Source organism: Croceicoccus marinus (assembly GCF_001661675.2).
Classification (GTDB): Bacteria; Pseudomonadota; Alphaproteobacteria; order Sphingomonadales; family Sphingomonadaceae; genus Croceicoccus; species Croceicoccus marinus.
This window is the reverse complement of record NZ_CP019602.1, coordinates 1,154,647-1,167,514: the sequence shown is the minus strand read 5'-3', so window position 1 is coordinate 1,167,514 and position 12,868 is coordinate 1,154,647. Positions and strand designations below refer to the sequence as shown.

Annotated in this window: 7 protein-coding genes; 4 read left to right on the top strand and 3 right to left on the bottom strand. The window is 65.5% G+C overall.

Features of this window, described 5'->3' with window-relative positions:
- Window positions 1-132: 132 nt before the first annotated feature.
- Entirely contained in the window at window positions 133-1,200 is a 1,068-nt protein-coding gene (locus tag A9D14_RS05580) for a glycoside hydrolase family 43 protein (RefSeq protein WP_083987674.1), read from the top strand.
- Window positions 1,197-1,862 (top strand): beta-xylosidase family glycoside hydrolase, encoded by a 666-nt coding sequence (locus tag A9D14_RS05575; protein WP_066843779.1) that lies wholly within the window; start codon window positions 1,197-1,199, stop codon window positions 1,860-1,862. The genes A9D14_RS05580 and A9D14_RS05575 overlap by 4 nt, the downstream gene beginning before the upstream one ends.
- 73 nt (window positions 1,863-1,935) lie before the next feature.
- Here A9D14_RS05575 and A9D14_RS05570 read toward each other — a convergent pair whose 3' ends face one another.
- Complete coding sequence (locus A9D14_RS05570) at window positions 1,936-4,038, bottom strand: right-handed parallel beta-helix repeat-containing protein (protein WP_066843775.1); 2,103 nt, start codon at window positions 4,036-4,038, stop codon at window positions 1,936-1,938.
- Window positions 4,039-4,196: 158 nt separating this feature from the next.
- Between A9D14_RS05570 and A9D14_RS05565 the strand changes: the two genes are divergently transcribed.
- Both A9D14_RS05565 and A9D14_RS05560 read left to right on the top strand, forming a co-directional pair.
- Window positions 4,197-5,795 (top strand): alpha-N-arabinofuranosidase, encoded by a 1,599-nt coding sequence (locus A9D14_RS05565; RefSeq protein ID WP_083987672.1) that lies wholly within the window; start codon window positions 4,197-4,199, stop codon window positions 5,793-5,795.
- A gap of 7 nt (window positions 5,796-5,802) precedes the next feature.
- Entirely contained in the window at window positions 5,803-8,148 is a 2,346-nt protein-coding gene (locus A9D14_RS05560; RefSeq protein WP_232468795.1) for a glycoside hydrolase family 95 protein, read from the top strand.
- 41 nt (window positions 8,149-8,189) lie between these two features.
- Here A9D14_RS05560 and A9D14_RS05555 read toward each other — a convergent pair whose 3' ends face one another.
- A complete protein-coding gene (locus tag A9D14_RS05555) occupies window positions 8,190-9,728 on the bottom strand; it encodes a tryptophan halogenase family protein (protein WP_066843763.1) in 1,539 nt (512 codons plus the stop codon).
- Window positions 9,729-9,794: 66 nt separating this feature from the next.
- Complete coding sequence (locus tag A9D14_RS05550; protein ID WP_066843760.1) at window positions 9,795-12,707, bottom strand: TonB-dependent receptor; 2,913 nt, start codon at window positions 12,705-12,707, stop codon at window positions 9,795-9,797.
- Window positions 12,708-12,868 lie beyond the last annotated feature (161 nt).

Sequence of the window (12,868 nt, the reverse complement as noted above, 5' to 3'; positions counted from 1 at the left end):
CTCCCCTCAGCGCCCGGCCCTTCTTTTTTGGGTACGCGCGATGTCCCTGGCCCCGGGTCGCCGATGACGCTTTGACAGATCGACTTGTCCGACTAAAAGGTCGCAAAGAACAACGAAGCGTTGGGGATTGTGATGACAGGATTTCGTTCAGCCATATTCGGGCTTGCCGCCGTCGCGGCGCTGCCGGGATGCGCTGCGATCGATCAGGCGGCTCCGACCGCTGGCGCGGTCCCGGCCACCGCGGCTCCAGCCACCGCGGCTCCAGCCACGGCAACGACCTATCAGTACACCGGCAACCCTCTGTTCCGCGATCTGCATACCGCCGATCCGGCCCCTCTGGTGGTCGGCGACACGCTGTATCTCTATGTCGGCCATGACGAGGCGGCCGAGGGGCAGATGTTCAACATCACCGAATGGCTGGCCTTTTCCACCAAGGACATGAAGACCTGGACCGCGCATGGCCCGGTCATGCAGCCCACCGATTTCAGCTGGGTCTCACGCGATGCGTGGGCCAGCCAGGTGACCGAGAAGGACGGCAGGTTCTGGTTCTACACCGCGGTCGAGCATGATCCGGAGCAGGGATCGCAAGGCAAGGCGATCGGCGTGGCGGTGGCCGACAATCCGCTCGGCCCGTTCCGCGACGCCAAGGGTAGCGCGCTGGTCCGCAACGAGGATACGCAGGGACCGCATAGCTGGGACGACATCGACCCGACCGTCTGGACCGAGGAGGACGGCATCAGCTGGCTGATCTGGGGCAACGCCAATATCTACATGGCAAAGCTTGCGCCCGACATGATCAGCTTCGACGGACCGATCCGGCAGATCGAACTGCCCGATTTCGAGGAAGGTCCGTGGATCTTCAAGCGCGGCGACATGTATTATCTCGCCTATGCCAGCATGGACAAGACGATCAGCCCTGACGAGCGTATTTCCTATGCCACCGCGCCGGCGATCACCGGGCCATGGACCTGGCGCGGCGAGATTACGGGCGCGGCTGCCAACAGCTTCACGATCCATCCCGGCATCGCCGAGTTCAAAGGCGAATGGTATCTGTTCTACCATGTCGGCACGCTCGACGTCGGCGATCTGGAGGGCGGGCTTGGCCGCCGCGCGGTCGCTGTCGAGCGCATGACATTCGACGAGGACGGCCTGATCAATCCGGTCACGCAGACCGAAACCGGCATATTGCCGCTGCCATGAGATATCTTGCCCTGATCGCCGCCCTGGGACTGGCGGCGCCCGCCGCGGCGCAGGACGGTCCGGTCGCCGCCTTCGAATGGCTCGACATATCGGCAACAGCTCCCGCGTCGGAGCCCGTATCGGCGACGGGGCTGGCACCGCTGATGGAACAGGCGCCGGACTGGGCACGGCTGGACGATGACCGGCTGCTGATCGCAACGGGCCGCGAACCGATTTCGGGGTCAGCACCCACCATGATCGGGCGGGATGTGGCGACCGGTGAATATTCCGCGTCCACCCTGCTCGACTATGCCGCGCTGGGGGAAGGCGATATCGCCGGTCTGGCGGCGCATGCCGGTCCCGCGCAATGGATCAGCATTCAGGTGGAGCGTATCGAGCCGGCCGATCTGGTCGCCGTGCGCCTGCGCAATGGCGATGCAAGCTCTCCGGCGGGCAGGCTGATCTATACGACCGCCCTTCCCGGCTCGTTCGACAAGCGCGTCAGGTTGCGGATCGATGCCGACGGGGGGCGCTATCGCCTGCTGTTCGCGCCGGAAAACGGCTTGTGGCAGATCCTGGCGGAAGACATCGCCGGACCCGGCGGCCCCGGCGAAGGCGAACCGATCCTGATCGGACTGTTCGGAATGGACGGAGCGGACCCGCCCGCCCCGGATGGCGAATAGGGCGGACCGGCGAATAGGGCGGACCGGCGAACAGGACCGACCGGCGACCAGGGCGCAATGCCCGCCCGGAAGGCTATTCGCCCGCGTCCTCCACCGGCCGCACTCCGCTATCGTCGATCACCGCTTGCGCTTCGGCAGGCCACTCCTGCCCCTCGACCTCGATGTTACCTTCGGCGCGGTTGTTCAGAAAGGGCGTCCAGTTCCCCTGCAGTCGGCCCGAGTTGTACCAGTTGCCGGTGGCCGTATTGTCGAGCGCCGTTCGCCGCGGCGCGATCGCGTCCTGTGAATTGAGGTTCAGCCACACCCCGCCAACGCGGTCGATCACATTCTCGCGCACCGTCACATGGCGCGACCCCTCGTCGAGATAGATCGCGATGCCGCCGGTACCGCGCACGTCATAGACGTAATTGCGGGCGATCAGCGCACCGGGATCGGCGGACAGGTGATAGATCGCACCGCCATCGGGAAACCATTGTTTCACGCGCCCCACCCGATTACCGACGATCACCGTGTCGCGCAGGATCGTCGGCGTGTCATAGATCAGGTTTTCGGGATCGTCGTAGTATGAGCGGTGCCAGCGGTAATATTCCGGGCTGCCCCCCGGATCGTTGATCCCCCAGCCCCAGCCCACGTCGATCCCGTCATAGGGCGCGTCGGAAATGTCGTTGTTCATGATGATCGCCCCCGTCGCATAGGTGACGAGGATCGCGGCCTGCTCCTTGTAGTCGTGCGAGATGTTCGACACCAGATTGTCGCGTATCAATATGTCCCGCACGCCCAGTTCGGGGCGCGAGGGATGGTGCGCGTCGCGGACGATGCCGCCGACCATGATCGCGCCGCCGGCAAGATCGGTGAAGCGATTGCGCGTCACCTCGATCGCGGTGGTGCCCAGCCCGACGCCGGTCTCGTGCGCTTCGGGGTTGTTGCCGATGCCCAGCGCGATCTGGCCCAGCTGCGAGAAGCGATTGTCGTCGAACACCACCCGCGTTGCGGCGGACAGCTGGATCGCGGCGGGCTGCTGCTGCCAATGGTTGCGCCGCTTCTCGAAAGCGGGGCAGCCCCAGCTGCAGTCGCGGATCGGATCGGCGGGATAGCCGGCCAGCTCGCCCGAGATGTACGAGCCGCTCTGCTGGCTGGCATATCCCTCGTTACCGGACGGCTGCAGCCAGCTGGTGTGCCGGAAATCCAGGCCGCGAAACTGCAGGTCGCGAACCGGATCGTCGATGGTGCCCCCGATCGAGACCAGATGTTCCAGCACCGGCATCTCGACAAGGCTGCGATTGACGTCCTGCCCTTCGGCCGCCCGGTAATAGAGATGCCCCTGCGCCGGATCGGCATGCCATTGCCCCGCCTCGCGCAGGAACGCCCGCGAATTGACTAGGAAAAGCCTGGCGACCTCTTTCGAGATCGGGCGGGCCAGCGTGTCATACCCGACCAGATTGTTCCGCCAGCCCGGCTGCTGCATCACGATCCGGTCGCCCTCGATCCGGTCGACCATGGCATGGCGGTGGGTGAACCAGCTCATGCCCTCCACCTCGATCCGGTCCTGGTCCGCCAGTTGCGCCAGCGCCCGCCATTCCGGGTCCAGGATCTGCAGGCCCCAGGTCTCGAACCTTACGGCGGAGCGCGGGATCTCTATCCGCGCACGCGGCGCGAGCTGCCCGTCGACGCTGAGCTGCCGGGGGTCGGCGCCCTTGGGAATGTCCGCGCGCCAGATATGTTCGGCCGCATCCACCGCCGTCCATCCGGTAACCGGTACACCGCCCGATATGACGGGATATGCACCCTCCTCGCCTTCCCAGCGAACGACATGCCCGTTGCGGCCGCCGTCGACCGCTGCAAAGCGCAGCGGCCTGTCGAGGCGATAGGCGCCTGCCGCGACCCGAACGGTGACGTCACGCGTCCCGTTCAGTGTCCTGACAAGTTCCTGCGCCCGCTCAAATGTGGCCACCGGAGACTGCGCCGTCCCGTCGCCCGCATCCGACCCATCGGGCGTGACATGCAGCACGACCGGTTCCGCCTCGGGCCGGATCGGGATGACGATCGACAGATGCGCGGACGGATCGCGTTCGGGCGATGCAAACACCGGCAGGTCGGGCACGTCCCCCGCCTGCGCCATCGACGGCGTGACCCACAGACAAGCCGAGCCGAACAACACCATAGCCGATTTGCGCATCCATCACCCTGCTTGCCGCGATCGCCTGTTCCAGCGACCTATTGCCTTGACGATGCCAGCATGGCTGAACTACTCCTACAAATACAAGGGCAATCTATGCGCCCGATGACCGGCCCCCGCAGCGGGCGCGGATTATTTGCGAGGGGATTTTCGTGACCATGCTCGACACTGCTTTTCCGTTGCCGATGCGGCGCCTTGCAACCGGGCTTGCCTTGGCGCTGGCGGCCGCCCCGCTGTCGGCGCAGGCGCAGGCCCAGCTGCGCGCCGCTGGCGAGGGCGCGGTGGTGACGGTGGAGGCGGACCAGCCGGGCGCGCAGGTGCATCCCGACGTGTTCGGCCAGTTCATGGAGCATCTGGGCACCGGGATCTATGGCGGCGTCTGGGTGGGCGAGGATTCGCCCATCCCCAACGACGGCGGCTATCGCACCGACGTGCTGCAGGCACTGAAGGACATCAACGTGCCCATGGTGCGCTGGCCCGGCGGCTGCTTCGCCGACGAATATCACTGGCGCGACGGCATCGGCCCGCGTGAGGACCGCCCGGTCAAGATCAACACCAACTGGGGCGGCGTGAACGAGGACAACAGCTTCGGCACGCACGAGTTCATGGGCTTTGCCCAGCGGCTGGGCGCGCGCACCTATGTCTCGGTCAATCTCGGCAGCGGGACCCCCGCCGAAGCCTCGCAGTGGGTCGAGTACATGACCGCGCCCGCGGGCACGACCGCGCTGGCGCGCGAGCGTGCGGCCAACGGGCACGAGGATGCCTGGACGGTCGATTACCTGGGCATCGGCAACGAGCTGTGGGGCTGCGGCGGCAACATGCGCGCCGAATATGCCGCGGACCTGACCAATCGCTTCGTCACCTTCACCAAGCCCGGCACGGGCGAGATGCTCAAGATCGCCAGCGGCCCGTCGGATTCCAACTATGAGTGGACCGAGACGATGATGAAGATCTCGGGCAAGCTGATCGACGGGCTGGCGCTGCATTTCTATACCCGCCCGCGCGACGCGACCTGGGAGGACAAGGGCCCCGCGCTGGGCTTCCCCGAAAGCGAATGGGCATCCACGCTCGACCACACGATGGAGATGGACGAGTTCATCACCCGCCATTCCGCGATCATGGACAAGTACGATCCCGAACAGCGCGTGATGCTGGCGGTCGACGAATGGGGCACCTGGTACGATCCCGCGCCGGGCACCAACCCGGGCTTCCTGCAGCAGCAGAACAGCCTGCGCGACGCGATGGTCGCCGCGCTCAACATCAACATCTTCACCAAGCATGCCGAGCGGGTGAAGATGGCCGCCATCGCGCAGATGGTGAACGTGCTGCAGGCGATGCTGCTGACCGACGGTCCGCGCATGGTGAAGACGCCGACCTATCACGTGTTCGACATGTACGAACCGTGGCAGGGCGCGACCGCCCTTCCGGTGGACGTCACCGCGCCGATGTATGAAAAGGACGACGTGTCGATCCCGGCGGTCAACGTGTCGGCGGTGCGCGGCACCGACGGGCAGGTGCATCTGGCGCTGGTCAATATCGACCCGAACAACGCCCATCCGGTGACCATCGCGCTCGACGGCGTGAACCCCGCCGGCGCCACGGGCCGTATCCTGACCGCCCGCGCGATGGACGCGCACAACGACTTCGAAAACCCCGAAGTCGTCACCCCCACCGCCTTCACCGGCGCACGGGTATCGCGCGGAACCGTCACCGCCACGCTGCCCGCAAAGTCCATCGTCGTCCTGCAACTGCGGTGAGGGCGCGGTGACGCTGTTCCACCTGACGCGGCGCTCGCTGATGGCGGGCGCTGCGGCAGCGGCCGCCGCGTCGCGATTGGCGGGGCAGGCATCGGCCGCCTCGCCCGCGCCGGGCGCATCGCGGCTGTGGTACCGCCAGCCCGCGCGCGAGTGGATCGAAGCGCTTCCGATCGGCAATGGCCGGCTGGGGGCGATGATCTTCGGCGCAGCGGACCAGGAACGCTTGCAACTCAACGAGGACACGCTGTGGACGGGCGGGCCCTATGACCCGGTCAACCCGCAGGCGCTGGACGCGCTGCCCCTGGTGCGCCGCCTTGTCGAACAGGATCGCTTCGCAGAGGCCGAGGCGCTGGCCGATGCGAAGCTGATCGGCGTTCCCCGGACGCAGATGGCCTATCAATCATTCGGCGATCTACTTCTGTCCTTTCCCGGCGCATCGGGCGAGGTGCAGGACTATGTGCGCGAGCTGGACCTCGATTCCGCCCTCGCCCGCGTCGCTTTCACCCGCGATGGCGCCGCGCAAAGCCGCGAGATGTTCGCATCCCCGCAAGGCGATGTCATCGCCATGCGCATCGCCGCGCAGGTGCCCTTCGACCTCGACGTCGTTCTGGCAAGCGAACAACCCGGCATGCGCGTGGAGGCTGGCGGCGATACGCTGCTGCTGACCGGGCACAATGCAGGTCGCGCCGGCATCGACGGAGTTCTGCAACTTGCCGGCCGGGTCCGGGTCCAAAGCGACGGCACAATCGCCCCGCACGGCGACCGGCTCAGCCTGAGGGGCGCGACGCAGGTCACGCTGCTGCTGGCGATGGCGACCAGTTTCCGCCGGTTCGACGACACCGGCGCGGACCCGGTCGCGCTGGTCGACGCCGCGATCCGGCAGGCCTCTGCCATCGGTTACGATGATCTGCGCGCGGATGCGGTCGCCGAACATCGCCGCCTGTTCCGCCGCGTATCCCTCGATCTTGGCCGCACCGCCGCCGCGGATCGGCCCACCGATGCCCGTATCGAAGCCGAGGACCTGCAGGACGACCCGGACCTCGCCCGGCTGTATTTCGATTATGGGCGCTATCTGCTGATCGCCTCGTCGCGGCCCGGAACGCAGCCCGCCAATCTGCAGGGCATCTGGAATGCCGAGAACGAGCCGCCGTGGGAATCGAAATACACCGTCAACATCAATACCGAGATGAACTACTGGCCGGCGGAAGTGACCGGCCTGCCCGAGTGTGTCGAGCCGCTGGTCCGCATGGTGCGCGAACTTGCGGTCACCGGCGAACATACCGCGCGCACGATGTATGGCGTGCGGGGCTGGGTCTGCCATCACAACACCGATCTGTGGCGAGCGACCGCCCCGATCGACGGCGCGCAATGGGGCATGTGGCCGACCGGAGGCGCCTGGCTCTGCACGCATCTGTGGGACCATTACGACTATAGCCGCGACACCGATTTTCTCGCCGGCGTCTATCCGGTGATGCGGGGCGCGGCGCTGTTCTTCCTCGATACGCTGCAGACCGATCCGGCGACCGGCTACCTGGTGACCAATCCCTCGATCTCGCCCGAGAACCGCCACCCCGAAGGTGCCGCGATCTGTGCCGGTCCGGCGATGGACCAGCAGATCCTGCGCGATCTGTTCCGGCAGACCGCCAGCGCGGCGCAGATACTGGGCATCGATGCGCCATTCGCGGCAGAGATCATGCAGACCCGCGGCCGTCTGGCGCCCGATCGCATCGGCGCGCAGGGCCAGCTGCAGGAATGGCGCGAGGATTGGGATGCAAGCGCGCCCGAACCCGACCACCGCCATGTCTCGCACCTCTATGCGCTGTTCCCCAGCGCGCAGATCGATCCGGCCGCCACCCCCGCCCTGGCCGCAGCGGCGCGCCGTTCGCTGGAATTGCGCGGCGACGAATCGACGGGCTGGGCCACCGCCTGGCGCATCAACCTGCGCGCCCGCCTGCGCGAGGGGGACCGAGCGCATGACGTGCTGGCGTTCCTGCTGGGACCGGGCCGCACCTATCCGAACATGTTCGACGCCCATCCCCCGTTCCAGATCGACGGCAATTTCGGCGGCACCCGCGCCATCGCCGAGATGCTGATGCAGAGCCACCGCGACACGATCCTCCTGCTGCCCGCCCTGCCGGCGGCGTGGAGCGAAGGTTCGGTAAGGGGCCTTCGCGCCCGCGGCGGCTGCCGGGTCGACCTGGCATGGCGCGATGGCCGCATCACCGACGCAGTGCTGAACGCCGACGCGGACGGGGCATGGCAAGTGGGCAGGCCCGGACGTCTGATGGACGTGACGCTGGCCAAGGGCCAATCGCTACATTTCGCCGAGGCTGACCTGCCGCCTGAAGCGTAAGGGAATAGCGCGCGGCGATCAGTCCGCGATGCGGGACCGCATCACACCGGCATCATCGCATGCTGCGATATCTTGGAGAGCAGATCGCGGTGACCGGGCAGGCCCGCGAGCAGCCTGGCCGTCAGGGCGTCATTCTCCCTGCGCACGCGCTGGGCCAGTTCGCGCTCTGCCGCGACGTCACCCGGCGGGACATCGGTGCGATATCCCATGCCGTACAGCACGTATTGATAGCTGGCGGCGGGGAACACTTCCTCGGCCCGGTCGAATTCGTCGTGCAGCCAGGGGGTCTGGTATTTCCACAGCTCCATCAGGCCCTGCAGCCGGTCGGGAATGGTTTCCGCCCGCGTGTTGTCGCGCCAGAAGTCGGTGTCGGTACGCTTGGTCAGCGTATAATGCAGCTTCAGGAAATCGATGATCCGGCCCCAGCGATAAGCGGTGGTATCGTTGAAGCGCCGGGCGATCACGTCCATCACGTCGCGGTTGGGGGGAAGCTGTTCGGCGATCATCTTGGCCGACAGCTCGATCAGCACGATAGCGGATGCTTCCAGCGGTTCGAGGAAACCGGCGGCAAGGCCGACCGCCACGACATTGCCCTTCCAGAAGGTTTCGCGGTGGCCCGACCGGATCGGGATGCGGCGCACCGTCAGATCCCTTGCCGCCGGGCCGATATAGTCGCGCAGTTCCCGCTCGGCATGGTCGGCATCGACATGGCTGCTGGAAAAGACGTGGCCGACGCCGCGGCGGGTCGGCAGGCCGATGTCCCAGATCCATCCCGCCGACTGGGCGGTGGAAATCGTATGGCTGGCCACCGGATCGGACGGGTCGGCGTAAGGCACCTGCACCGCCAGCGCCGTGTCGCAGAACAGCACGTCGTTGCAGTCGCGGAACGGCACCTTCATCGCCTCCTCGATCAGCAGCGCCTTGAAGCCGGTGCAATCGATGAACAGATCACCGTCGATGGCCTGCCCGTCCGCGGTCTTCACGCAGGCGACATCGCCGTTCGGCGCCTGCACGACCTCGCTCACATCGGCGAGGACGTGGCGCACGCCCAGCTTTTCGACGCAGTGCTTCGTGAGGAACTTGGAGAACTTGCCCGCATCGAGGTGATAGGCGTAATTCGCCAGCCCCTCGTACTCGGGCGTCGCGATGGTCTTGGGTGCAAGACCCTGATCGCAGATCCGGCCCTGCGGGGTCACCGCATCGCAAAAGCTCTCGTCCCCGTTCTCCAGCCAGTGCGGCACGAGATTGAGGCGCGCGAAACCCTGCGGCAGCATCAGCGGGTGGTAATAGCCCTCGTCCGCCTCGCCCGTGGTCCAGCGATTGAACCGGGCGCCCTGCTTGAACGCGGCATCGCATTCGCGGAAGAAATCGGTTTCCGACACGCCGATCTTGCGCAGCGTCGAACGCAGCGTCGGCCACGTCCCCTCTCCCACCCCGATGATCGGCACGTTGGGAGATTCGACCAGGGTCACCGAAAAGCCATGCGGCCTCCGCCCCTGGTGGCGTGCGGCGATGACGCCCGCGGTCAGCCAACCGGCGGTGCCGCCGCCGACGATGACGATGCTGTCGACCTTGTCCATGGCGTCACTATGACCGGAAAAAATGGCGGGGCGCAATCAACCTGCGCCCCGCCACAGGGGAGAGCCTCAATAGCGGAAGCGAACCCCCGCCGTGTAGCGGCGACCATAGTCGAACACGTCAAGCAGCTGGTTCGAGAAGCGCCCGTGGGTGCTCTGCTTGTTGTTGTTGACGTTCAGAACTTCACCAAAGACGCTGAAGTTGTCGTTGATGTCATAGCTGCTGGTCAGGTCGATCTGGAAGCTTTGGTCGACAAAGGTCGGCTCTGCGCCGAACGAACCGGTGTTCTGGTTCTGCCCGAACTGCAGCAGATATTCGTCGCGCCAGTTGAGCGCGGCGCGGATCTGGAAGCCGTCCTTGTCGTAGAAGCCGACGAAGTTCGCCGAATTGGCCAGGCCCGTGACCGCAAAGCCCGTCTGCGAGATGTCGTTCTCGTCATAGGGGCGGTTCGTTTCCACGAAGGTGGCATTGGCCTGGAAGCCGAAGCCGGTGTCGCCGAACACGTGCTGCAGCGCCAGTTCGATACCCTTGACCGTGGCGTCGGGCCCGTTGACCTGCTGCGTCACCGCGAAGACGGCGGGCTGGCCGGTGGTGGGATCGATCACATCGTTGATGGTCTGGTTGGTGACACCGCCGACGATGAAGTTCGACACGTTCTTCAGGAAGCCGTTCACCGACAGATACGAGTTCGGCTGGTAGTACCATTCGGCCGCCAGGTCGAAGTTGTCCGACAGATAGGGCCTGAGCGACGGATTGCCGCCCGCGGCGCTGAGCGCACCGACGCGCTGCCCGGTGCCCACGTTCAGCTGCGGATACAGCAGGTTCAGCGTGGGCCGGGTGATGGTGCGCGATGCGCTGAACCTCATCTGGAATTCGGGCGTGATTTCAAGCCGGGTATCCAGGCTGGGCAGCAGGTAGTTGTAGTCCGTCGTGGCGGTCAGCGGCTGCGGATCGGACAGGGTCACCGTCAGCAGCGTCGGATCGGCCGTGCTGGTCTGGATCAGTACCGGAACCGTGCCGTTGCCGTTCGCCTTGATGTTCGAATTCTCGTTCCGCATGCCGGCATTGAAGAAGAACGGCATGCCGGCGATTTCGGATTCGAAGCTGGCACGCAAGAACAGCGCCCAGGTCTTTTCGGTGATGTCGCGGACGCTGCCGCCGTCCAGCGCCTGGTCGAAGGTGCCGGTGAAGTTCCCGCCGCAGCAGCCTGCGTTATAGCCGGGAATGTCCTGCGTCTGCGGATTGCCCAGGCCGGTCAGATAGTTCTGGTAGTCGACCGGGTTGATCAGGAAGACGGAAGGCGGAAGCGCGCCGTCGAAGCCGGGGATGAACCCGTCGAGGCTGATGGTACCCTGGTAGAGCGAATCCGGCAGCGGCGCGATGCCCGTATCGCGGCCCGAAGGATCGCCATAGCCGGCATAGGCCTGCCAGAAATTGTTCACGAAGGTCGAGTAGTTGGCGAACTCGAAGCGGTCCTCGTAATACTGGCCGCCGAACTGCAGCGTCAGGTCGTCCTGCTGCCACTGGCCCTCGGCGCGCAGCTGCCAAAGCTCGTCCGTATTGCGCTGGGTCTGGTTCACGGTGACGTGCGAACCGATCAGGTCGGTATTCGCCCAGTCTCCGCCGACCCCGGCCGGACCGAAATTGGCGAGCGAGGGGAACGCCTCGTTGCTGTCGCCGTCCACGATGAACTGCAGATTGGTGCCAAGCGCGCCGCCATAGCCGACGTCGGCGTTGAGGCTGCCGATCACGTCGCCGGGGTTCAGCTTGCTCTTCGCATAGGCGCCGTCAACCTCGAAGGTCAGGTTGTCGCTGGCCTCGAACTCGATGTTCAGGCCCGTCTGGTTCGTCTCGAGGATCTGCTTGTTCAGCGCCGAGGTGAAGTCGGTGGGCGAACCCGCCTGCGTGAAATTCACCGCGGTGCCGTTCTCGTCCAGCTCGACATTGCGCAGGTCGGTCTGGTTGAACCACACGCCGAAGGCATAGTTGTTCGATTCGATCTTCTGGCGCGAATAGTTGTTGTCCAGCGTGACCATGGTTCCATAGGCCGGCTGCCACTGCAGGGCGAGACGCGCGTCGACACGCTCGTCGTTCACGCGCTGCTGTTCGGCGCCGTACTGCTGGGGGAACCAGCCCGGAATGGTGCGCTGGTTCGCAGCCGGAACATCGGGGTCCACCGTCGCGGCGGTCGGCGCGCAGGTTTCAGCCGTGCTTCCGGCCAGCTGGCAGGGCGCGAAATTGCCGCCCGGCCAACCGCTGACATAGACGCGGTTGCTGTCGGTATCGCGGCGCGTATAGACCACGCTGCCCAGCACGCCGAACGTGTCGTTCCAGGTGTTGCTGACCAGGATGCCCGCAGTCGGAACGATATCGCCCGAACGGTCCTGGATCGAACCCGATGCGGTCACGGCCGCGCGGAAGCCCGGATTGTCGAACGGCGTGGGGAATTCGATATTGACGGTCGCGCCGATCGAATCGGACGACAGCGAGACGTCGGGAGTCTTCAGAACGCTGAGCTGGCCGATGAAGTCCACGCCCACGGTGCTGAAGTCGATCTGGCGGTTGCCCGTCGCGGTCGAGATCCGGCGTCCGTCGTACAGCGTGGTGTTGAAGTCGCCGCCAAAGCCGCGAACGGTGATGCCCGTCGCCTCGCCGCGCGCGCCGCTGCGCTGGATCGACACGCCCGGCAGGCGCTGCAGCGATGCCGCGACGTTGGAATCGGGGAACTTGCCGATGTCCTCGGCCGAGATCACGTCGACGACACCAGCCGCGTTGCGCTTCTCGTCCAGGTTGCGCTGGAGTGAGCCGCGCAGGCCGGTAACGATGATGATCTCGTTGCTCTCGGAGCCCTGTGCTTCAGGCTCGTCCTGCGATTCTTGCGAATCCTGCGCCATGGCGGGCGTCGCGCACACCAATGCAAGCGCACTCGTCGCACAGCCGAGCAGCAGCATGTTACCGCTACCAATTTTGCGCGAACGCATAAGAAAACTCGTGTTTTTCATCGGATTACATCCCCTCAGGTCGTCGCTCTACGGCGTTACGAAATCCCAAACCATCTCGATGGCAGCAGGATAATCGAACATCCACCCTGCCAGTCGCGCCGATTCATAGAATACTCCTACAAGATTGCAACATTTTGTCT